The organism is Nonomuraea sp. NPDC050022 (genome assembly GCF_044460705.1).
Taxonomy (GTDB): domain Bacteria; phylum Actinomycetota; class Actinomycetes; order Streptosporangiales; family Streptosporangiaceae; genus Nonomuraea.
In genome coordinates this window covers 280,439-302,329 of record NZ_JBITKE010000001.1, presented here as the reverse complement: position 1 = coordinate 302,329, position 21,891 = coordinate 280,439, and the positions used below count along the sequence as shown (strand labels likewise).

The 21,891-nt window shown below is 69.4% G+C and carries 20 protein-coding genes; 11 read left to right on the top strand and 9 right to left on the bottom strand.

Going from position 1 to position 21,891, the window contains the following annotated elements; translation table 11 throughout:
- Positions 1-2: 2 nt before the first annotated feature.
- Entirely contained in the window at positions 3-680 is a 678-nt protein-coding gene (gene mtrA, locus ACIBO2_RS01380) for an MtrAB system response regulator MtrA (RefSeq protein WP_043620615.1), read from the bottom strand.
- A gap of 269 nt (positions 681-949) precedes the next feature.
- On the opposite strand from mtrA, the gene ACIBO2_RS01375 reads away from it, so the two are divergent.
- Genes ACIBO2_RS01375 through ACIBO2_RS01355 form a run of 5 tightly spaced genes read left to right on the top strand, consistent with a single transcriptional unit; the run spans position 950 to position 6,358 of the window.
- The gene (locus tag ACIBO2_RS01375; protein ID WP_358550850.1) at positions 950-2,179 is read left to right on the top strand and encodes a glycerophosphoryl diester phosphodiesterase membrane domain-containing protein; all 1,230 of its coding nucleotides are present in this window, start codon (positions 950-952) and stop codon (positions 2,177-2,179) included.
- Complete coding sequence (locus ACIBO2_RS01370; RefSeq protein ID WP_397294760.1) at positions 2,176-2,796, top strand: DUF4129 domain-containing protein; 621 nt, start codon at positions 2,176-2,178, stop codon at positions 2,794-2,796. The genes ACIBO2_RS01375 and ACIBO2_RS01370 overlap by 4 nt, the downstream gene beginning before the upstream one ends.
- A gap of 34 nt (positions 2,797-2,830) precedes the next feature.
- Positions 2,831-4,018: a DUF4350 domain-containing protein gene (locus ACIBO2_RS01365; RefSeq protein WP_397294758.1), complete on the top strand. Its 1,188-nt coding sequence runs from the start codon at positions 2,831-2,833 to the stop codon at positions 4,016-4,018.
- Complete coding sequence (locus tag ACIBO2_RS01360; RefSeq protein ID WP_357949082.1) at positions 4,008-4,985, top strand: MoxR family ATPase; 978 nt, start codon at positions 4,008-4,010, stop codon at positions 4,983-4,985. Before ACIBO2_RS01365 ends, ACIBO2_RS01360 begins: the two co-directional genes overlap by 11 nt.
- A complete protein-coding gene (locus ACIBO2_RS01355; RefSeq protein WP_358550846.1) occupies positions 4,985-6,358 on the top strand; it encodes a DUF58 domain-containing protein in 1,374 nt (457 codons plus the stop codon). The genes ACIBO2_RS01360 and ACIBO2_RS01355 overlap by 1 nt, the downstream gene beginning before the upstream one ends.
- A 6-nt stretch (positions 6,359-6,364) precedes the next feature.
- Here ACIBO2_RS01355 and ACIBO2_RS01350 read toward each other — a convergent pair whose 3' ends face one another.
- Positions 6,365-7,357 carry a stage II sporulation protein M gene (locus ACIBO2_RS01350; protein WP_358550844.1) on the bottom strand — a complete coding sequence of 331 codons (993 nt, stop codon included), beginning with the start codon at positions 7,355-7,357 and terminating at the stop codon, positions 6,365-6,367.
- Positions 7,358-7,408: 51 nt separating this feature from the next.
- On the opposite strand from ACIBO2_RS01350, the gene ACIBO2_RS01345 reads away from it, so the two are divergent.
- On the top strand, positions 7,409-8,431 hold the full coding sequence (locus ACIBO2_RS01345) for an RDD family protein (RefSeq protein WP_397294755.1): 1,023 nt from the start codon (positions 7,409-7,411) through the stop codon (positions 8,429-8,431).
- Between the two features lie 9 nt (positions 8,432-8,440).
- On the opposite strand, the gene ACIBO2_RS01340 is transcribed toward ACIBO2_RS01345, so the two are convergent.
- Both ACIBO2_RS01340 and ACIBO2_RS01335 read right to left on the bottom strand, forming a co-directional pair.
- Positions 8,441-9,838, bottom strand: coding sequence for an LVIVD repeat-containing protein (locus ACIBO2_RS01340; protein WP_397294753.1), 1,398 nt, complete (start codon positions 9,836-9,838; stop codon positions 8,441-8,443).
- Between the two features lie 17 nt (positions 9,839-9,855).
- Entirely contained in the window at positions 9,856-10,392 is a 537-nt protein-coding gene (locus ACIBO2_RS01335; protein WP_358550838.1) for an XRE family transcriptional regulator, read from the bottom strand.
- Positions 10,393-10,475: 83 nt separating this feature from the next.
- Here ACIBO2_RS01335 and ACIBO2_RS01330 point away from each other — a divergent pair, with 83 nt between their 5' ends.
- Positions 10,476-11,600 (top strand): aminotransferase class V-fold PLP-dependent enzyme, encoded by a 1,125-nt coding sequence (locus tag ACIBO2_RS01330; RefSeq protein WP_358550836.1) that lies wholly within the window; start codon positions 10,476-10,478, stop codon positions 11,598-11,600.
- A gap of 203 nt (positions 11,601-11,803) precedes the next feature.
- On the opposite strand, the gene ACIBO2_RS01325 is transcribed toward ACIBO2_RS01330, so the two are convergent.
- Positions 11,804-13,195, bottom strand: coding sequence for a hypothetical protein (locus ACIBO2_RS01325; protein ID WP_358550834.1), 1,392 nt, complete (start codon positions 13,193-13,195; stop codon positions 11,804-11,806).
- A 175-nt stretch (positions 13,196-13,370) separates the two neighbouring features.
- On the opposite strand from ACIBO2_RS01325, the gene ACIBO2_RS01320 reads away from it, so the two are divergent.
- Positions 13,371-14,003 (top strand): DUF305 domain-containing protein, encoded by a 633-nt coding sequence (locus ACIBO2_RS01320; RefSeq protein WP_358550832.1) that lies wholly within the window; start codon positions 13,371-13,373, stop codon positions 14,001-14,003.
- 43 nt (positions 14,004-14,046) lie between these two features.
- Here the strand turns inward: ACIBO2_RS01320 and ACIBO2_RS01315 are convergent, their stop codons facing one another.
- Together ACIBO2_RS01315 and ahcY are read right to left on the bottom strand one after the other, a co-directional pair.
- A complete protein-coding gene (locus ACIBO2_RS01315; protein ID WP_358550830.1) occupies positions 14,047-15,282 on the bottom strand; it encodes an adenosylhomocysteinase in 1,236 nt (411 codons plus the stop codon).
- A 180-nt stretch (positions 15,283-15,462) separates the two neighbouring features.
- Positions 15,463-16,890 (bottom strand): adenosylhomocysteinase, encoded by a 1,428-nt coding sequence (gene ahcY, locus ACIBO2_RS01310; protein ID WP_358550828.1) that lies wholly within the window; start codon positions 16,888-16,890, stop codon positions 15,463-15,465.
- 101 nt (positions 16,891-16,991) lie between these two features.
- On the opposite strand from ahcY, the gene ACIBO2_RS01305 reads away from it, so the two are divergent.
- Both ACIBO2_RS01305 and ACIBO2_RS01300 read left to right on the top strand, forming a co-directional pair.
- Positions 16,992-17,351, top strand: a complete 360-nt coding sequence (locus ACIBO2_RS01305; protein WP_358550826.1) for a MerR family DNA-binding transcriptional regulator — start codon at positions 16,992-16,994, stop codon at positions 17,349-17,351.
- Entirely contained in the window at positions 17,348-17,818 is a 471-nt protein-coding gene (locus ACIBO2_RS01300) for a GerMN domain-containing protein (protein WP_358550824.1), read from the top strand. Before ACIBO2_RS01305 ends, ACIBO2_RS01300 begins: the two co-directional genes overlap by 4 nt.
- Positions 17,819-17,834: 16 nt before the next feature.
- Here the strand turns inward: ACIBO2_RS01300 and ACIBO2_RS01295 are convergent, their stop codons facing one another.
- Positions 17,835-18,923, bottom strand: coding sequence for an alpha/beta hydrolase (locus ACIBO2_RS01295; RefSeq protein ID WP_397294749.1), 1,089 nt, complete (start codon positions 18,921-18,923; stop codon positions 17,835-17,837).
- 184 nt (positions 18,924-19,107) lie between these two features.
- Between ACIBO2_RS01295 and ACIBO2_RS01290 the strand changes: the two genes are divergently transcribed.
- The gene (locus tag ACIBO2_RS01290) at positions 19,108-20,835 is read left to right on the top strand and encodes a phosphatidylglycerol lysyltransferase domain-containing protein (RefSeq protein WP_397294747.1); all 1,728 of its coding nucleotides are present in this window, start codon (positions 19,108-19,110) and stop codon (positions 20,833-20,835) included.
- 92 nt (positions 20,836-20,927) lie between these two features.
- Here the strand turns inward: ACIBO2_RS01290 and ACIBO2_RS01285 are convergent, their stop codons facing one another.
- Positions 20,928-21,854, bottom strand: coding sequence for a cation diffusion facilitator family transporter (locus tag ACIBO2_RS01285; protein WP_358550818.1), 927 nt, complete (start codon positions 21,852-21,854; stop codon positions 20,928-20,930).
- Positions 21,855-21,891 lie beyond the last annotated feature (37 nt).

Here is a 21,891-nt window from a genome sequence, read left to right as displayed (position 1 = left end):
GGTCAGGCCGGCCCGGCTTTGTAGCCCACACCACGGACCGTGACCACGATCTCGGGGTGCTCGGGGTCTTTCTCGATCTTCGCCCGGAGCCGCTGAACGTGCACGTTGACCAGGCGCGTGTCGGCCGCGTGCCGGTAGCCCCAGACCTGCTCCAGCAGGACCTCACGGGTGAAGACCTGGCGCGGCTTGCGGGCCAGCGCGACGAGCAGGTCGAACTCGAGCGGCGTCAGGTTGATGGTCTCCTCGCCGCGCTTGACCGAGTGACCGGCCACGTCGATGGTGATGTCGCCGATCTGCAGGATCTCCGGAGTTGGCTCGTCGGTACGGCGCAGCCGCGCCCGCACCCTGGCCACGAGCTCCTTCGGCTTGAACGGCTTGACGATGTAGTCGTCGGCCCCCGACTCCAGACCGAGCACGACGTCGATCGTGTCGCTCTTGGCGGTGAGCATGACGATGGGCACCCCCGACTCCGCCCTGATCCTGCGCGCCACGTCGATGCCGTCGGCCCCCGGCAGCATCAGGTCGAGCAACACCAGGTCCGGGCGCGTGTCCCGGAAAGCGTCGAGGGCTTTGTCGCCGTCTGAGACAAAGGATGGCTCGAAGCCTTCGCCGCGCAACACGATGCCCAGCATCTCGGCGAGAGCGGCGTCGTCATCGACGACCAGCACGCGACCTTTCATGGCCCCTCATTCGTTCTACGCATTCTGGGACATACCCGCACGATCGCTGAAGGTTACCCTTAGTTGGCCCATGCGTGGGACATGAGACCCGCAAAAGACGAGTTTTAGACTTGCATCCGCGACCGCAATCTCAGTCTGCGGTAACGGAACGACTTTCGGCCATCCTTCGATGAGATCCTTGAGCCGGAACGCCCTGGAATGCGGGCAAGTTGCGCCGGCGAATCGTACGCACGACACCAATGCCCCGCCCACCATGCCAGGATTGGGATATGTCAGACGGTCACGGTCCCTCGCCCGAGACGCCACCAGGCTGGGCTCCAGAACAGCCCCCTCCCTACGGCGCCCCGCAGACCTCGCCGTGGACCGCCCCCGGCTTCGAGCACCAACAGCCGCAGCAGCCGCCACCCGGTTCTGGTCCGCAACCGCCCTATCAGCAGCCGCCGCCCGGCTACGGCTACATGCCGCATCCGCCCGCACTGCGCCCGGGGATCATACCGCTACGGCCGCTGGGGCTGGGCGACATCCTCGACGGAACGATCAAACTGATCCGGTCCAACCCCAAGGCCGTGCTGGGCCTCTCGGCGGTCGCCGCGCTGCTCGGGGCCGTCCCGATCGCGATCGGGCAGGTGTTCGCCTTCGACACCATGCGCGGCGTGCTGAACGATCCGTCCTCGGCGGAGCAGGCGGACGTGAGCGGCCTGTACGGCGGGTTCATCGCCCAGTACGGCGGCGCGATCGTCTCCTACGCGGTCAGCTTCGTCGTGGTGACCCTCCTGACCGGCGTGCTGATGCGGATACTCGGCCGCGCCGTGTTCGGCGGCAAGATCTCCGCCGGAGAGGCGTGGCAGCTGACCAAGGGCCGCGTCCCGGCGCTGTTCGGCGTGGTGGGGCTGATGGCCGTCATCATGCTGGTCCCGCTGGTCGTCATCGCGCTGATCATCGTCGCGGTCATCGCGACCGGCACGGGCGACGACTCGCCCGCCGCGGCCGGCGGCGTGCTCGTGATCACCGGGCTGCTGCTCATCCTGTACATCGCCTACGTGCTGTACTTCCGGACCCGCTTCGCGCTCGCGGCCCCGGCCGTGGTGCTGGAGGGAAGGGGCCCCGTCGACGCCCTGCGGCGCTCCTGGAACCTCGTGACCGGCGACTTCTGGCGGGTGCTCGGCATCCTGCTGCTCACCTCGCTGCTGGTCGGGCTCGTCGCGGGCATCCTGGAGGTGCCCTTCACCATCGCCGGCACCCTCTTCGGCCTGCTCGGCGAGTCGGCGGGCGCCACCGTCCTGTCCACGGTGCTGATCACCATCGGCGGCACGCTCGGCGCGATGATCACCTATCCGTTCGAGGCGGGCGTCTCGGGTCTCCTCTACGCCGACCGGCGGATGCGCAGCGAGGCGTTCGACCTGGTGCTGCAGACGGCGGCGATCGAGCAGCAGCGTCAGGGCTGGGTGCACGCCTCAGCCGACGAGCTCTGGCACCCGTCCAACTCCGCCAGGCCGTGACGCCGATCGACAGGGGGGAGGCCGCGCGCAGGGCCGCGGATGAGCTCCTCAAGCCCGGATACGAGAAGGAATCACTGCTGGACCAGGCGTACCGGCGCTTCACCCAGTTCGTCGGCGATCTCATGGACGCGGCCACGGGGGGCGGCACGACCGGCGGCATCATCTCCGCCGTCGTGATCGTACTGATCATCGGCGGGGTCATCGCGCTGGTCGTATGGCAGCTCCGCAAGACCTCGCGGGCGAACGCGACGGCGGCGGACGGCCTGTTCGGCGAGCGGAGGATGACCGCCGCCGAGCACCGCCAGGCGGCCGAACGGCTGGCCGCCGAGAGCCGATGGACCGAGGCGATCCAGGAACGGCTGCGCGCCATCGCCCGCGACCTGGAGGAGCGGGCCCTGGTCGACGGGCTGCCCGGACGCACGGCCGACGAACTGGCCGCCGAGGCGGGCCAGGCGCTGCCCGCCTTCGCCGCGGAACTGACGGCCGCCGCCCGCTCGTTCGACGACGTGACCTACGGCGACGTGCCGGGCACCCGGGAGGCGTACACCGCCATGAGCGGGCTCGACGAGCGGCTCCGCCAGGCCAGGCCGGTCCCACTGGCCGGGAGGACCCCATGAGCGCCAGGCCGGTCCCGTCGGTCGGGAGGACCCCATGAGCCTCGACATGCGCCCCCAGGAGACCGGCGAGTCCTACTCCACCGCCCCGACCGTGCGCTCGACCTGGCGGGCGAGCCGGATGATCGTCCTGCTCGGCGCGCTCATCGTGCTCGCCGCGGTCTTGAGCGTGCTGCTCAAACCGGGCTCCCGCCCGGCCCGCCATCTGGACCCCGCCGACTCCTCGCTGTCGGGCTCGATGGCGCTGGCCGAGCTGCTGCGCGACCGCGGTGTCACCGTCGACCGGGTCGGCTCCTCAGGGGCGGCCGCCGCGAAGGCGAACGGCGCCGCGCCGGGCGACCGGCTGCTGCTGATCACTGACGCGACCTACGCCAACACCCGCGAGCTGGCCGCGATCCAGGGCGACCGGGTGATCGTCGGCAGCGTCTTCGACCTCGACGAGCTGGCCCCCGGCGTACGGCCGGAGCGGGGCGGCGCCCGCGAGCGCTCCCGCGAGCCGGAGTGCTCATTGCCCGCCGCCAAGGCCGCGGGCAGCGCGTTCATCGGCGGCAGCGCGTTCACCGGACCGTCGGGCACCATCGGCTGCTACCCGGCGGGCGACGGATCGACGCTGGTCAGCTACCCCAACGCGGGCGGCACCACGACGGTCCTGGGCAGTGGCGAGTTCATGACCAACCAGCGCCTGGCCGAGGACGGCAACGCCGCGCTCGCCCTCAACCTGCTGGGCTCGGCCAAGGCCGTGACCTGGCTGGTGGCGCCGGAGACGCCGCCGGTGGGCGAGCTGCCCGGCGAGGCCGGTCAGTCCATCTACGAACTGATGCCCGCGGGCATCCCCTGGGCCGTGCTGATGTCGGTCATCACGGTGGCGCTGGTGGCGTTCTGGCGGGGCCGGCGGCTGGGGCCGGTCGTGACCGAGCGGCTGCCCGTCGTGGTGCGGGCCGCGGAGACGGTCGAGGGGCGCGGGCGGCTCTACCGAGCCAGGCGGGCCAGGGGCAGGGCGGCCGACTCGCTCAGAGCGGGCACGATCGACCGGCTCACTCCCCGGCTCGGCCTCGGCTCCGGCTCGGGCCGGCATGAGCTGGTGGCCGCCATCGCCGTACGGACCGGCCAGGACCCGCAGGAGGTCGGCGCCGCGTTGTACGGCCCGCCCCCCGCCGACGACGCCGGGCTCGTCGGCCTGGCACGCTACTTGGACGTCATCGAGAGGACCGTCAGTGAACATTGAGGAGACCGCCCACGTGCCCGGCGGTGACGCGGCCAGGGACGCGCTCAGCGCGCTGCGCGCCGAGGTGTCCAAGGCCGTGGTGGGCCAGGACGCCGTGGTGACCGGGTTGGTCATCGCGTTGCTGTGCAGGGGGCACGTGCTGCTCGAAGGCGTGCCGGGCGTGGCCAAGACGCTCATGGTCCGCACCTTGTCCGCCGCGCTGTCGCTGGACTTCAAGCGGGTGCAGTTCACGCCCGACCTGATGCCGGGCGACGTGACCGGCTCGCTGATCTACGACGCGAAGACGGCGCGGTTCGAGTTCCGAGAGGGGCCGGTGTTCACCAACCTGCTGCTGGCCGACGAGATCAACCGCACCCCGCCGAAGACCCAGGCCGCGCTGCTGGAGGCTATGGAGGAGCGGCAGGTCAGCGTGGAGGGCGACGCGCGCAAGCTGCCCGACCCGTTCGTGGTGTGCGCGACGCAGAACCCGATCGAGTACGAGGGCACCTACCAGCTGCCGGAGGCGCAGCTCGACCGGTTCCAGCTCAAGCTGACCGTGCCGCTGCCACCGCGCGACCAGGAGATCATGGTCCTCGAACGGCACGCGCGCGGCTTCGACCCGCGCGACCTGTCCGAGATCAAGCCCGTCGCCACCGCCCAGGACCTCGAAGCGGGCCGCGAGGCGGTCTCGAAGGTACACGTGGCGCCCGAGGTGCTCGGCTACATCGTGGACGTGTCCCGGGCCACCAGGAACTCTCCTTCGCTCCAGCTCGGCGTCTCGCCGCGTGGCGCGACCGCGCTCCTGGCCGCCTCGCGGGCCTGGGCGTGGCTGTCGGGCCGTGCCTACGTCACGCCCGACGACGTCAAGGCGCTGGCCAGGCCCGCGCTGCGGCACCGGATCCAGCTGCGGCCCGAGGCCGAGCTGGAGGGCGCGACCTCCGACGGCCTGCTCGACGGCATCCTGGCCTCGGTCCCGGTCCCGCGCTGATGGCTCTGACGGGACGCGCCGGGCTGGTGGCGGCGATCGGCATCGTGGTCGTGCTGCTGGCGCCCGATCCGGGACCCGCGGTCGCGGGCGTCTGCCTGCTGCTGGCCGCCGCGATCATCGTGGACCTGGTGTTCGCGGGCGCGGTCCGCCCGCTGCGCTTCCACCGCTCGGGCGACCGGCTGGTCCGGCTCGGCGGCCAGGCGACGGTCGAGCTGGTGGTGGAGAACCCAGGCGGCAGGCGCGTACGCGGTCTGCTGCGCGACGCCTGGCCGCCCTCCGCGGGCGCCTCACCGCGCTCCCAGCGGCTCGACGTGCCCGCCGGAGAGCGCCGCAAGCTCGTCGTGACGCTCACCCCGACCAGGCGCGGCGACCGCGAGTCCGTGGCGCTCACCGTGCGCTCGCTCGGGCCGCTCGGCCTGGCCGCCCGTCAGGGCACCCACCGGGCGCCGTGGTCGGTGCGCGTGCTGCCGCCGTTCCTGTCGCGCAAGCACCTGCCCTCCCGGCTGGCCAGGCTCCGCGAGCTCGACGGCCAGCACCCGGCCCTGGTACGCGGGCAGGGCACCGAGTTCGACTCGCTGCGCGAGTACGTGGTGGGCGACGACGTACGCTCCATCGATTGGCGGGCCACCGCGCGCCGCCACGACGTGGTCGTCCGCACCTGGCGTCCGGAACGCGACCGGCGGGTGCTGATCGTGCTCGACACCGGCCGCACCTCCGCGGGCCGAGTGGGCGACGCCCCGACGCCGATGGCCGGCGCCGCGGCGGGCGCCGGCGGGCTGCTGGTCCGGCCGGAGCCCCGGCCGGTGCCGGGCTGGCCCCGGCTCGACTGGTCGATGGACGCCGCCCTGCTGCTCGCCGCGCTGGCCGCCAAGGCGGGCGACCAGGTGGACTTCCTCGCCTACGACCGGGCCGTACGCGCCTGGGTGGCCGGCGCCTCCCGCACCGAGCTGCTGTCGTCGCTGGTCAACGCGATGGCACCGATCGAGGCGGAGCTGATCGAGGCCGACTCGCAGGGCATGGTCGCGGCGGTCCTGTCCCGGGCCAAGCGGCGCTGCCTGGTCGTGCTGCTCACCGACCTCAACTCGGCCGCGCTCGAAGAGGGGCTGATGCCGGTGCTGCCGCAGCTGTCCGCGCGCCACCTGGTGCTGGTCGCGGGCGTCTCCGATCCGCGCGTGGCGGCGATGGCGGCCCAGAAGGACACGGCCGAGCAGGTGTACGACGCGGCGGCGGCCGAGCACACGCAGCTGGGGCGGCGGCGCATCACCGCCCGGCTGCGCCGCCACGGCGTCGAGGTGGTGGACGCGCCCCCGGAGGACATCGCCCCGGCCCTGGCGGACGCGTACCTGGCGCTGAAGGCCGCCGGCCGCCTGTAAACAAGGTCAGGCGCTGGGTGCGACGTCCGGGGCGCGTTCGAGGTCGCCGGTCTCGTTCTGGCGCAGCGCCCGTCTGCCGAAGACGATCACGTACGCGAGAAAGGCCCCTTCGGCGAGCACCCCGATGCCCACCCGCACCGGGGTCGGCAGCCCGGACGGCGTGACGAACGCCTCGATGAGCCCCGACACGAACAGCACCCCGACCAGCCCGAGCGCCACGCTGACCACCGCCCGGCCCTGCTCGGCCAGCGCCTCGACCCGCTTGCGCGGCCCGGGGTCGATGACCGTCCAGCCCAGCCGCATGCCGACGGCCGCCGCCAGGAAGACCGCGGTCAGCTCCAGCAGGCCGTGCGGGGTGATCAGGCCGAAGAAGATGTCCAGCTTGCCACGGGAGGCCATCAGCCCGGCGGAGACGCCGAGGTTGGCGGCGTTCGACCAGAGCAGCACCGGAATCGGCAGGCCCAGGAGGATCGCGTAGATGATGACCTGCGCCGAGACCCACGCGTTGTTGATCCACACGTGTCCGGCGAAGGAGGCGGCCGGGTTCTCCGAGTAGTAGTCGGCGAAGTCGTGCTCGACGAGCTGCGTGATCTCATCGGGCGAGGCGATCGAGGTCTGCACCTGGGGATTGCTCGCCACCCACGCGCCGAGCACCCACGAGACGGCGATGAACGCCAGCGACGTGGCCAGCCACCACCACCGGGCCCGGTAGGCCACCACCGGGAACGACACGGTGACGAACCTGACGAACTCCCGCCAGGCGGGCGTGTGCGCGCCGGTCACCGCCGACCGCGCCCTGGCCACCAGCGCGGACAGGCGGCCGGTCAGCATCGCGTCCGCGGAGGACGAACGGACGATCGACAGATGCGTGGACACCCGCTGGTAGAGGTCGACCAGCTCGTCGACCTCGGGACCGGTCAGGGAGGAGCGGTGTTTGACCAAGTGCTCCAATCTGTCCCATACCGGGCGGTGTACGGTGACGAACGCATCGATGTCCACCCGACCATTGTGGCCGGTCATCCATCGAGTCAATGCCGTTAGGCTCCACGTATGTCAGAGGTTGTGACCGGTGACGCCGTCGTCGTCGAGGTACGGGTGGCCCAGATGCCGTCCCGCGCCTTGGCGCTCATCATCGACATGGCGGTCCAGATGACCGTCCTGATCGCCACGTACGTTGCCTTGCAAGCGTTCTTCCTGGTCACCGACACGGCGCTGTTCGCGGCCGTGTCGATCGTGCTGCTCGTGCTGGTGATCGTGGGCTACCCGGTCATCTTCGAGACGGTGAGCAGGGGGCGGAGCCTCGGCAAGCTGGCGCTCGGGCTGCGGGTGGTCAGCGACGACGGGAGCCCCGAACGGTTCCGGCAGGCGCTGTTCCGCGGGCTGGCCGGGCTGGTGGAGTTCTGGATGTTCTCCGGGGCGCCGGCGTTGATCTCCTCGCTGGTCTCCCAGCGGGGCAAGCGGCTGGGCGACATCTTCGCGGGCACGATCGTGATCTCGGAGCGCGGGCCGCGATCCGACGGGCACCTGATCATGATGCCGCCGCCGCTGGCCGCCTGGGCCGCGACGCTGGAGCTCTCCCAACTGCCAGAGGAGGTCGCGACGGCCGCCCGGCAGTACGTCTCCCGCTGGCACGACCTGTCGCCGCAGATCCAGCACGAGGTGGGGATGCGCATCGCGGCTCAGGTGGCGGCGTTCGTCTCACCCGCCGCGCCGTCCGGGGTGCCGCCGCACGCCTACCTGAGCGCCGTCCTGGCCGAACGTCGCAGGCGCGACCAGGTACGGCTGGCTCAGCGCAACGGCATGGCTCCCCCGGTGCAACCTGGACCTTTCCCCCAACCGGGGCCTTTCGCGCAACCGGGGGCGTACCAGGCGCCGCCTCCGCCGGGGTACCAAGCGCCCTATCCGCCGACGACGCCGCCCGCTCAGCAGTACCAGCCTCAGGCCGCCCAGCCGTACCAACCTCAGGCCGGACAGCCTTACCAGCCGCAGCCCGCACAGCCTTACCAGCCGCAGGCGCCGAGTGCGCCGGAGTCGCCGCAGGCGACTCCGGGTGGGTTCGTGCCGCCCCAGTAACCGGGCGGGTCAGTAGGCGTACTGGGTCTGGGTGTTGAGGACCTTCAGCCGCTTCGTGGCGGCCGGGTCGGTCCGCTGGTCGGTGATGGTCAGCACGTCCAGGCCCTTCTGGATGTCGCTGCTGTAGATGTGGCCGTTGTAGTAGTAGGCCGACCAGGAGCCGCCGAGGTTCTGGGGCTTGAGCGGGCCGCGGTCGAAGTAGCCGATCTCCGCGGGCGCCGAGGAGTCGGTGAAGTCCCAGATCGACACGCCGCCCTGGTACCACGCCTGGACCATGATGTCGCGGCCCGCGACCGGGATCAGCGAGCCGTTGTGCGCCACGCAGTTCTCGTCCCCGGTCTGGTTGCGCGGGATCTTGTAGTAGCTCTTGAACCCGAGCTGGCCATCGGTGATGTCATAGACCGCGTCCGCGCCCCGCTGGGGACCGACCGTCGTGTTGCAGGCGGCCATGACACCCCCGCCCAGCTCGTCGGTGAAGACGACCTTGGTACCGGTGTTGTTGAACGTCGCCGAGTGCCAGAACGCGAAGTTCTCGTCGGTGACCCTGGCCGTGACCTTGGGGTGCTCCCTGTCGGAGATGTCCATGAGCACGCCGTCGCCCATGCAGGCGCCCGCGGCCAGGTCCTTGGCCGGGAACACGGTGATGTCGTGACAACCGGTGGTCGGGGCGAGCAGGTCCTCCTGCTTCTCGTTGCCGCCGTCAGGGAAGAGCACCGGGCGCGCGACGACCTTGGCGGAGGTGGGCTTGCCGAGCGGCACCTTGACGATCGAGATCCGGTCGTGCGGCGGCTTGCAGTCGGGGTAGGACTTGGCGGGCCCGTACGACGAGACGTACAGGTAGACGGCCGTGCTCTTCTTGCCCGGCCGCGTCTTGTCGGGCACGAGCGTGTGCGTGTGCGAGCCGCAGGCGGTCTCGATGGACTTGATGTACTTGGGCCGCTTCTTGTCGCTGATGTCGAAGATCCGGATGCCCTCCCACGCCGACTTCACGCTGGGCGTCTCGGCGTCGGCCTTGCAGGAGTCATTGGTCATCGACTCGTCCACCGACAGGAAGAGCAGGTCGCCCTGGACCGAGACGTCGTTCTGGGCGGCGGGGCAGCTGACGCGGCTGACGACCGCCGGCTTGGCCGGGTTCTTGATGTCGTAGATCGTGAAGCCGTGGTAATTGCCCTGGTAGGCGTAGTCACCCTGGAAGGCCAGGTCGGTGTCGTAGGCTTCGGAGTCCTTGAACGGCCCCTGTTTCGGGACGTTGGCGACGAGCTTGACGTTGGCGCTGGCCTTGACGTCGTCCGACGCCTGGGCCGGTAGCACCGGCAGCACCAGCAACGCCGCTCCCGCCACAATCAAGGCGCGGCCGAATCTGGACACCACGAAGGACCTCCTGGTTTGGGTTGGCACTAGCCGCATCACTATGACAGGAAAAATCAGTAACTAGGGGGCGTCGCGGCAATGATGAAGTCGGTGGGTTCGGTGCCCGTGTTCAGATAGCGGTGCGGCAGCGAGGAGTCGAAATAGCAGCTGTCGCCCGCCTCGAGTTCATGGGTGATGCCTGAGACCTCGACGACGAGCCGCCCCCGCAGCACCATCACGCACTCCTCCGACGGATGCGTCCACGGCTCGGCGGCCGACGAGCCACCGGGCAGCAGGTGCCCCTCCAGGACCTCAAGCAGGCCGCGACCCGGCGACACGCGCGTGTAGGTGATCCCGTCGGCCGGCGACTTGACCCGCACCCGGGCCTCGGCGCGGATCACCGCCACGAGGGCCGGATCCGACTCCTGGAACAGGCTGAACAGCGGCAGCCCCAACGCCTTGGCGATCTTCCGCAGGGTCTCCAGGCTGGGGTCGTCCCGATTGCGCTCGACCTGGCTGAGCAACGCGCTCGGCACCCCCGAGGCAGTCGCGAGCTGCGCCACGGTGAGATTACGTTCGGACCGGAGCTCGCGAATTCTGGTGCCAATCATCCGGCGATCCTATCGATGTAGCGTGATTGAAGGTTTATTGAATTCAAGGAAAAGCGGCTGATAGGCGGCCCGGAATGTTACATATGTTGAACGCTGCCCAATTCCGGGCGGAGTTTCCGTCGCTGGCCGACACCGTGCATCTGGCGACTTGCAGCCAGGGCGCCCTGTCCTCCCGGCTGGCGTACTCGCTGCAGGAGATCGGCTACTCGCTGCGGGACAAGGGCGCTCCCTGGGACGTGTGGATGGCCGAGGTCGAGTGGGCCCGCGAGCGGTTCGCCCGGCTCATCGGGGCCTCCCCCGGCGAGATCGCGGTGCTCTCGTGCGCTTCGGAGGCCGCCTTCCAGGTCGCCTCGTCGCTCGACTGGTCGAGCCGCTCCGGCATCGTGACCAACGACCTGGAGTTCCCGTCGATCGCGCACGTCTGGCTGGCCCAGGGCGGACGCGGCGCCCAGGTGCGGGTGGCCGCGGACACGGGCGAGTACGTCGAGGCCGGAGCGTACGCGCGGGTGGTGGACGAACGCGTCAACCTGGTGTCGGTCCCGCTGATCACTTACCGCAACGGCGCCCGCCTGCCCGCCGAGGACGTCGTACGGCTGGCGCACGAGCAGGGGGCGCGAGTGTTCGTGGACGCCTACCAGGCCACCGGGGTCACCCCGATCGACGTGCGCGCGCTCGGCTGCGACTATCTGACCTCGGGCTCACTGAAGTACCTGCTCGGCCTGCCCGGCATCGCGTTCCTCTACGTGCGCGACGGCCTGGAGCATCAGCGCGACCCGGAGCTGACGGGCTGGTTCGGCCGGGTGAACCCGTTCGCGTTCGACACCCGGCTGCTGGACTTCCCCGGGGACGCGCGGCGCTTCGAGACCGGCACGCCGCCCGTGCCGTCGGCCTACGCGGCCAACGCCGGGTTCGACCTCATCGAGCGGGTGGACCCGCGGGCCGTACGGGATCATGTGTCGGCGCTCGTCGAGGAGCTGGCCGAGCGGCTGGCGGCGGCGGGCGAGCGGGTGGCGAGCCCGGCCGGCGCGCGCGGGCCGCAGGTGGCGATAGCGGACGACGACCCCCAGGGGCTGGCCGCCCGGCTGGCCGAGCGGCGCATCGTGACCGCGCCACGCGGCGACCTGCTGCGCATGTCGTTCCACTACTACAACGACCGGTCCGACGTGGCGGCCGTCGCGGACGCCATCAGCCTCTGCCGCAAGTCCTGAGACGTCTGCCGGACGTCCTGAGACGTTTGCCGGACGTCCTGAGGCCCGCACCGGACGTCCTGAGGCCCCGCCGGTACAACGGAGGTCTCAGGACTTACGCCGGTACGGCGGAGCCGGATGGGCTCCGCCGTACCGGGTGGCCGGATCAGTGCCAGGTGGCCGGATTTAGTGCCAGATGGCGGGATCAGTGCCAGGTGGTGGGGTCAGTCGTCGTAACCCCAGCCCCACTCGCGGTAGGACTGCTGGGTCTGGACGTTCAGCTGGTCGGCGCGCACCCGTGCGGCGCCGTCGGTGAGCCGGTCATTGATCTTGATGACGTCCAGGCCCTCGTTGAAGTCGGCGGCGTAGATGTAGCCGTTGTAGTAGTACGCCGACCACACGCCACCACCGCTGTTGTCGGCGCGGGGGCCGCGCTCGAAGTAGCCGATCTCCTTCGGCGCGGCCGAGTTGGTGAAGTCCCAGATCGAGACGCCGCCCATGTACCACGCCTGGACCATGATGTCCTTGCCCTTGACCGGGATCAGCGAGCCGTTGTGCGCGACGCAGTTCTCGCTGTCGGCCTGGTAGCGCGGGATCTTGAAGTAGCTCTTGAAGACGAGCCGGCCGTGCGAGATGTCATAGATCGCGTCGGCGCCGCGGTTCGGCCCGGTCGCTTCGTTGCAGGTGGCCGCGCCGCCACCGCCGAGCTCGTCGGTGAAGACGACCTTCTTGGCGTCGTTGCTGAACGTCGCCGAGTGCCAGAAGGCGAAGTTCGGATCGGTGGTCCTGGCCGTGACCTTCGGGTTCAGCCGGTCGGAGATGTCGAACAGCACGCCGTCACCCATGCAGGCGCCCGCCGCGATGTCCTTCTCCGCGTACACGGTGATGTCGTGGCAACCGCTCGTCGGGATGAGCAGCCCCGGCTGGGTCTCGTTGCCGCCGTCGGGGAAGACGACCGGGGTGGCCGCGACGGCCGCCGCGGTCGGGTCCTTCAGCGGCACCTTGACGATCGAGATCTTGTCGTGCGGCGGCAGGCAGTCGGGGAAGGTCGCGTTCGGGTTGTACGACTGCACGTAGATGTAGACGTTCTTCTTCTTGTCCCAGCCCTTGCCCGGCACCAGCGTCAGCGTGTGCGAGCCGCAGTTCGTCTCGACGGACTTGATGTACTTGGGCGCGGTCTTGTCGCTGATGTCGAAGATCCGGATGCCCTCCCAGGCCTCCTTGTGATCCGCCGACAGGGCCGTGCTGTTGCAGGAGTCGTCGCTGCGCGAGGAGTCGACGGCGGTGAAGAGCAGATTGCCGTAGACGGTGACATCCATCTGGCTTCCAGGACACACGACCGAACTGACCGGCGTGGCCTTCTTCGGGTTCCGGATGTCGTAGATGGAGAAGCCGCCGTAGTTGCCCACGTAGGCGTAGTCACCCTGGAAGGCGATGTCGGTGTTGATGGTGGCGGCGATCGGCGCCGGCTTGGGGATGTTCAGCACGTGGGTCACGTTCGGGCTGGTCACCACGGTGTCGGCCGGCGGGATGTCGGCGGCCAAGGCGGGCAGCGCCGTCAGTCCTAACGCGACGGCGGCTCCGGCCGCGACCAGGGTCCTGCGAAGGGTCAGCACCCTCGGGCTCCTTCCGGGTCATAAGGCACACATAAATGACAAAATTCTGACCCGGACTGTCAGCTCTCGCCTAGCAAGCACTGTGTCAAGAAATTTGCTGACTTGCCCTATTTCCTTGGAGTCGGAGAGGCGTCTATAGTGCGACGTCGCGACTCCCCGCGGTCAAGGAGGTCAGGTGCGCAACGCACTAACCGTCGGCACCTGCGCCATCCTGCTCGTCACCGGCTGCTCGGGGGGCACCTCCGCGGCCCCGCCCGCCCCGACCGCCGACGCGACGGCGCCCGTCATCGCTCCCGGACGACCCGGCGAGGAGGCCAGGACGCTGAGCCCGAGCGAGGCCGCCACCGCCGTACCACCCCAGAAGGCCAACGCGGCCGACGTCCGCTACATGCAGAACATGATCATCCACCACCGCCAGGCCCTCGACATGGCCCTGCTGGCCCCCTCGCGATCGGCGAACGACGGAGTGAAGCGCCTGGCGTCGCGGATCAACCAGGTGCAGGGCCCGGAGATCGCCATGATGACGGACTGGCTGAAGGCTCAGGGCCAGCAGGTGCCCGAGCACCACGCCGCCCATGACGGCATGCCGGGCATGGCCACGCCGGAGCAGATGGAGAGCCTCAAGGCCGCCAAGGGCCCGGCGTTCGACCAGCTGTTCGTCCAGCTGATGACCGCCCACCACCAGGGCGCGATCACCATGTCGACCGAGGTCATCACCCAGGGCTCACACCTGCGCGTCCAGGAGATCGCCGAGGACATCTCGGTCAGCCAGGCGGCGGAAATCCGGCGGATGGGCCAACTGCTCTAGCAGCCGCCCCCAGGAATGTGCCCTGGCAGCCAGGAATGTTGGCCTAGGAACCGACCCGCCAGGAATGCAGATATTCCTCCTGCTCGCCGGTGAGCGTGTCGATCCCGATCCCGGCGGCGGCCAGCTTGAGCCTGGCCACCTCGTGGTCGATCTCCTCGGGTACGTCGTAGACGCCCGGCATCAGCCGCGCCCGCTCCTCGGCCAGCCAGGCGACGGCCAGCGCCTGCGCCGAGAACGACATGTCCATCACGGCCGCCGGATGCCCCTCGGCCGCGGTCAGATTGACCAGCCGCCCTTCGGCCAGCAACAGCAGCCGCCGCCCGTCCGCCAGCACGTACTCGTCGGTGTTGGGCCGCACCCCGCGGTGGACCTCCTCGGCCAGCTCGTCCAGGGCCCGCACGTCGATCTCGATGTCGAAATGCCCGGCATTGGCGAGAATGGCGCCGTCCTTCATGACGGCCAGATGCTCACCCCGGATGACGTCCCGGTTCCCGGTGACGGTGATGAACAGATCCCCGGCCACGGCGGCCTCCGCCATGGGCCGCACCTCATACCCCTGAAGGGTGGCGTCCAGCGCCTTGACGGCGTCGATCTCGGTGACGAGCACCCGCGCCCCCAGCCCCTTGGCCCGTTCGGCGACCCCCCGGCCGCAGTAGCCGAACCCGGCCACCACGACGGTCCGCCCGGCCAGCATCATGTTGGTGGCCCGCATGATCCCGTCGAGCGTGGACTGCCCGGTCCCGTAGCGGTTGTCGAACATCCGCTTGGTCCGGGTGTCATTCACGGCCACGACCGGAAACCGCAACGCGCTCTCGGCGGCCATCTGCCGCAACCGGATGATCCCGGTGGTGGTCTCCTCACAACCTCCGGAGACCCCGTCCAGGAGATCGGTCCGCTCGGTGTGCAGGATGTTGACCAGATCACACCCGTCGTCCAGCACAAGGTCAGGCCCCAGATCGAGCGCCTGATGAATATGCCGGTAGTAGGTGGCCCGATCCACCCCGGCCCGCGCGTGAACGGCGATCCCGTACCCACGCAACGCCTGGGCGACGTCATCCTGCGTGGACAGGGGGTTGGAGGCGGCAAGAGCGATCTCAGCCCCGCCGGCCTTCAACGCCCCCATAAGCACCGCGGTCTCGGCGGTGACGTGCAGGCAGGCGGCGATCTTCAAGCCGTCGAGCGGCCGGGACACAGCGAACCGCGACCCCACAGCGGTCAACACAGGCATGGACCGAGCGGCCCAATTGATATGCCGCTCTCCGCTCTCCGAAAGATCCACCGCTCCACCCCACACTTCCCCGAAGAAGACGGTCAAGAAGACGCACTTAACGGCGCCCCGCCCCGCATCACCGGAGGAGCGTTCCCCTGGACAGACGCCAACCCCGTGCGGGGTTGGCGCTCACCGTGCTCTGCCGTAAAGAAAGAAATCAGCACCGACAGTGGCCGGGCTTAAAAGAAATCAGTAACGATAGTGGTCGGGCTTGTACGGGCCCTCGACCGGGACGCCGATGTACTCGGCCTGGACCTTGGTCAGCTCGGTGAGCTTCACGCCCAGCGCGTCCAGGTGCAGGCGGGCGACCTTCTCGTCCAGGTGCTTGGGCAGCACGTAGACGCCGATCGGGTATTCGTCCGTCTTCGCGAACAGCTCGATCTGCGCGATCACCTGGTTGGTGAACGAGTTGGACATGACGAAGCTCGGGTGCCCGGTGGCGCAGCCCAGGTTCATCAGCCGGCCCTCGGCCAGGACGATGATCGAGTGGCCGTCGGCGAACACCCACTCGTCCACCTGCGGCTTGATGTTGCGCTTCTCGACGCCGGGCAGCTTGGCCAGGCCGGCCATGTCGATCTCGTTGTCGAAGTGACCGATGTTGGAGACGATCGCCTGGTGCTTCATCTTCGCCATGTGCGCGGCGGTGATGATGTCGAAGTTGCCGGTCGTGGTGATGAAGATGTCGGCCTGGCTGACGACCTCGTCCAGCGTGGTGACCTGGAAGCCGTCCATGGCCGCCTGGAGCGCGCAGATCGGGTCGATCTCGGTCACGATGACGCGGGCGCCCTGGCCGCGCAGCGCGTCGGCGCAGCCCTTGCCCACGTCGCCGTAGCCGCAGACCACGGCCACCTTGCCGCCGATCAGCACGTCGGTGGCGCGGTTGAGGCCGTCGATCACCGAGTGGCGGCAGCCGTACTTGTTGTCGAACTTGGACTTGGTCACCGAGTCGTTGACGTTGATGGCCGGGAACAGCAGCGAGCCGGTCTTGTGCATCTCGTAGAGGCGGTGCACGCCGGTCGTGGTCTCCTCGGTCACGCCCTTGATGCTCTCGGCGATCGCGGTCCACCGCTTGTCGTCGCCGACCGTGCGCTGGAGCAGGTCGATGATGACGTGCCACTCCTCCGGGTCGTCGTCCGTGGCGGACGGGACGGCCCCGGCCTTCTCATACTCGGCGCCCTTGTGGACGAGGAGCGTGGCGTCGCCGCCGTCGTCGAGGATCATGTTGGGGGTCACGCCGCCGGGCCAGGTGAGCGCCTGCTCGGTGCACCACCAGTACTCCTCCAGCGTCTCGCCCTTCCAGGCGAAGACCGGGACGCCCTTGGGGTCCTCGACGGTGCCTGTGGGGCCGACGACGACCGCGGCGGCGGCGTGGTCCTGGGTGGAGAAGATGTTGCAGCTGACCCAGCGGACCTCGGCGCCGAGCGCGACCAGCGTCTCGATGAGGACGGCGGTCTGGATCGTCATGTGCAGGGAGCCCATGATCCGCGCGCCGGACAGGGGTCGCGTACTTGCGTACTCACGGCGGATCGCCATGAGGCCGGGCATCTCATGCTCGGCGAGCCGGATCTCCTTGCGGCCGAAGTCGGCAAGTGAAAGGTCGGCGACCTTGAAGTCCATCGGGTTTTCCCCTCGCATCACGGAGTTGTCGCGATGAGTTTAGGTGCCGTCCGAGCAAGGTCGCATCTCTACCACCCGAAAGCTGACGTAAGAATGTAAGGATGCGCATCACTGAAGCGGCCAGGCGGCTCGGCATGTCCCCGCGAATGCTCCGATACCGGGAGGCTCTTGGCCTTCTGCCGCCGGTCCGGGAGCAGGGTGCGCATCGGAGGTTCGGCGCGGACGAGCTCGCGGCGGTGGCTCAGGGGATCGAGCTGGAGAAGCGCTTCGACATCTCGCCCGCCGAGTTGGCGTTCGCGTTGCGGGTGCTCAGCGAGCCCGCCGTGGCGGGTGCCGTACGCGATCTCGGGGTGCGAATCGGGCGCATCCAGGCGCCGCGCCGCGCCCTGGACTTCGAGCAGGAGAAGGCGTTGCGCCTCCTGCGAACCTCCGCTCCCGGCCACGCGTCCAAACGGTCATGATGGAACTGCTGATGGCCACCGTGCTCGCCCTCTCCCCGGCGCAGCTGACCGGCGAGGTCAAGGTCTACTTCTCCAAGGGAGACGGCATTCCCGGCAAGGTGGTCGCGGTGACCAGGAAGGCGCCCGATCGCGGCGTCGCCAAGTTCGCGATCGAGCAACTGATCGCGGGCCCGACCAAGGCGGAGCGCGGGAGGGGCCTGCGCTCCGAGCTGACCGGACGGCTCCGCGGACCGTCCGACTGCGGCGCCGACTTCAAGCTGAAGATCAAGGACGGCAAGGCCACGCTGCGCTTCTGCCGGACGGTGTGGGGCAGCGGGGTGGGCGGCGACGCGCGCGCCCTGCACACGATCGCCGCCACGTTGAAGCAGTTCAAGTCGGTCAAGAAAGTGATCACGCTGGACAAGGACGGCCGCTGCCTGTTCGACCAGTCGGACGCGGGCACGTCCTGCATAACCGGCCACGAGTAAGAACGGGTAGGGGCCGCTACGCGGCGGAGGCGGGGGCGTGGAGCTGCTGAGCGAGCCACGGCAGAGCCTGTGGCAGCTCCCTGTTCCAGGTGTTGAAGTTGTGCCCGCCGCTGGGCAGGATCAGCGACGACGCCTGCATCGGCGGCTTCACCGCGGCCAAGAACCGCTGCGTCGACCCATAGTCGCTCTCGCCCTTCTTGCTGCTGGTGACCAGCACGGTGACCGGCGGCGCGGGCAGGCTGGACAGCCGCCACATGAGGTCATTGCGCTGTTCGACCGCCTTGTCCCCGCCGAACAGGTCACCGGTGGTGCCGTCGATGATCGTCTTGTAGTAGCCCGAGAGCGACACGGCCGCCGAGAACGCGTCCGGATGGGTCATCGTGAGCTTCAGCGCGCAGTAGCCGCCGGTCGAGCCGCCCAGCACGCCCCAGTAGTCCCGCCCGCTCCCCACCCGGTACGAGGCGATCATGTCCCGCCGCACATCAGTGGCGAAGTACGCCTGCACCTGCGGCCCGTTCGGCACGTCGACGCACTCGGTGTCGCGCGGCAGCACCACACTCGGCCGCATCATCACCAGGATCGTCGGCTTGACCTGGTGCTTGGCGATCGCGCTCGCCATCCGCCCAGGCAGGTCGAGCCGGGTCATGAGGTTGCGCGGGTCGCCCGGGTAGCCGGTCAGCGACAGGATCGCGGGGAAGCGCGCCTGCTTGTCGGTGTAGTAGGCCGAGGGCAGGAAGATGTAGGCCTCCTCGCTGAGGTGCGTGGTCGGCCCCGGCATCATCACCTGCTCGATCCGCCCACCCCGTACGGCCCGCTGGGACAGCACCTTGATGCCCGCGCCGACGCCCGCGACCGTGATGGGCGCCGATCCCGTGTCAGTGCCGAGCACGTCGTCCCACGAGCCGTAGAAGCCGAAGTACGAGTTCCCGATCAGGGCGAGCGCCACCAGCGTTAACAGCTGGTCTCCCGCGAGCACACCCACCCTGCCCAGTACGGCCGGCCAGCCGCGGCCGCTCAACCGGGGCCACAGCCAGACGGTCGCGACCAGCGCCCCTACCGCGAGCACCAGCACGAGAAATTGAAGTTTCACCGAGGTCAGTCCCATATCGTCCTCCACGATAGGCCTACTCCGCGCGGCGTAAGCATCGGGTTAAGCCCCTGCGGCAAATCTGTCGGCACGGACCCCGGTTCGATCCTTCGACCTGATAGCCGGTCTCGGACCGGAACCACCTGATCACCACCGGCGAGCTAACACGGCCGTTATAGAGCCTCGAATCTAATATGGAGCTGTGAAGAGGCTCGCGCGCCCATGGGTGCCGACAGTCACCGGCTACGCCTCACTGATGATCGGTCTGCTCGACATCATCAGGGCCGTGGCCCCGGGATTCGGTCGCACGAGGATGGGCCAGTGGTCCGACCTGCTGCCCGGCATCGTCACCACACTCGCGCGGGCGACGGCCCTGATCGTCGGCATCCTGCTGGTGATGCTGGCGCACGGGCTGCGCCGCCGGAAGGCGCGGGCCTGGCGGGCGATGGTGGTGCTGCTGCCGGTGAGCGCGGCCATAGAGCTCGTCCACCTGCGTCACCTGGTCACGGCCACGCTCAGCCTGGTCGTCTTCGTGGTGCTGCTGCTGAACAGGCATGAGTTCGCCGCACTGTCCGATCCCCGCACCCGCTGGCGGGCGCTGTGGAACTTCCTCGGACTCAGCGCCCTCGACCTCGGCCTCGGCTACCTGCTGGTCAGCGCCCACCCGAGGGTCATCGTCGGCGACCCGAGCGTGCTGGACCGGTTCCAGCATGTCGTGTACGGCCTGGTGGGCGTCGAGGGACCGGTCACCTACACCGACGACCGCGTCTCGGACCTGGTCTACCTCTCGCTGATCGCGCTCGGCACGCTGACCGCGGTCACCTCGCTCTACCTGCTGCTGCGGCCCGAACGCCCGATCGCCGAGCTCACCGAGGACGACGAGCGGCGGCTGCGCGACCTGCTCGGCAGACACGGGCAGCGCGACTCGCTCGGCTACTTCGCGCTCCGCCGCGACAAGAGCGTGCTCTTCTCCCCCTCGGGCAAGGCCGCGATCGCCTACCGGGTCGTCTCGGGCGTCATGCTGGCCAGCGGCGATCCGATCGGCGACCGCGAGGCGTGGCCGGCGGCGATCGACGGGTTCATGGCCAAGGCCAGACGGCACGCCTGGGTGCCCGCGGTGATCGGCTGCGGCGAGGTCGGCGGCGAGGTGTGGACCCGCAGGACCGGGATGTCCGCGCTGGAGCTCGGCGACGAGGCGGTGGTCGAGGTCGCCGACTTCACGCTGGAGGGCCGGGCCATGCGCAACGTCCGCCAGATGGCCAACAGGGTCGAGCGCGGGGGCTACACCTGCCGCGTCCAGCGGGTCGCCGACCTGACCGGGGACGAGAAGGAACGGATCAAGCAGGCCGCCGTCTCCTGGCGCGGCACCGATACCGAACGCGGCTTCTCCATGGCACTCGGCCGCTTCGGCGACCCCGCAGACGCCGACTGCGTGGTGGCCACCGCGCACAAGGACGGCGAGATCAGAGCCGTGCTGCACTTCGTGCCGTGGGGACCGCACGGCATCTCGCTCGACCTGATGCGCAGGGACCGCGACGCCGAGCCCGGACTGAACGAGCTGCTGATCGTCAAGACCCTCCAGGCCGCGCCCGAGATGGCGATCAAGCAGGTCTCACTGAACTTCGCCATGTTCCGGGCGGTGCTGGCCAGGGGCGAGCGGCTCGGTGCCGGGCCGGTGCTGCGGGCGTGGCGCGGGCTGCTGGTGTTCCTGTCGCACTGGTTCCAGATCGAGTCGCTGTACCGGTTCAACGCCAAGTTCCGGCCGATCTGGGAGCCGCGGTTCGTGGTCTACCCCAATGCCCGAGATCTGCCGCGGATCGGGGTTTCGGCGTTGCAGGCCGAGGCGTTCATCACGCTCGGCCTGCCCAGCCGCGGCTGGCGCCGCGCCACCCGCCTCATCAGACGCAACGCGGCCCCACTGGCCTCATAGCCGCGCACACGCGGGGAGGCGCGCGTCAGGCGACCTTCGGGGCGGAAGAGTGCGGGACAGGCCCGTCAGGCGGGAGAACGTGAGAGCAGGTCTCAGGCGGTCGGTGTGTGCGAGCGGTCGAGGTCCGGCTCCAGGTAGATGACCCGGGCGATCGGTACGGCCTCACGGATCCGCCGCTCGGCCTCGTCGATGCCCCTGGCGACCTCGGAGGCCGAGTCGTCGTGCGAAACCGCGATCTTGGCCGCCACCAGCAGCTCCTCCGGCCCGAGGTGCATCGTGCGCATGTGGATCACCCGGTCGACCGCCGGCGTGCTCTCCAGCGCGGTCCGGATCTGGGCCTCCATCTCCGCCGAGGCCCCCTCACCGACCAGCAGCGACTTGGTCTCGATGGCCAGCACGACCGCGATCACGGCCAGCAGCAGGCCGATCATCAGCGTGCCGACCCCGTCCCACACGCCGTCGCCCGTGATGACCGCCATCGCCACGCCGAACAGCGCGAAGATCAGGCCGAGCAGCGCGCCAAGGTCCTCCAGCAGGATGACCGGCAGCTCGGGCGACTTGGACCGGCGGATGAACGTCACCCACGACTGACTGCCGCGTAGCGGGTTGGACTCCCTGATCGCCGTACGGAAGGAGAAACCCTCCGCGATGATCGCGAAGATCAGCACCGCGAACGCCCAGATCGGCGACTCCACATTGTGCGGATGCAGGATCTTGGTGACGCCCTCGTAGAGCGAGAAGGCCGCACCGATCGTGAACAGCACCACGGCCACCACGAACGCGTAGAAATAGCGCTCGCGCCCATATCCGAAAGGATGCGCCTTGTCCCGTTCCCGCTGCGCCCGCTTGCCGCCGAGCAGCAACAGCAGCTGGTTGCCCGAGTCGGCGACGGAGTGGATGCCTTCGGCGAGCATCGAGGACGACCCGGTGAAGAACGCGGCCACGAACTTCGACACGGCGATCGCCAGGTTGGCGGTCAACGCCGCAATGATCGCTTTGCTACCGCCACTCGCGCTCACCGGAAAACTCCACTCATCATGATCATGTCGTTAAAGG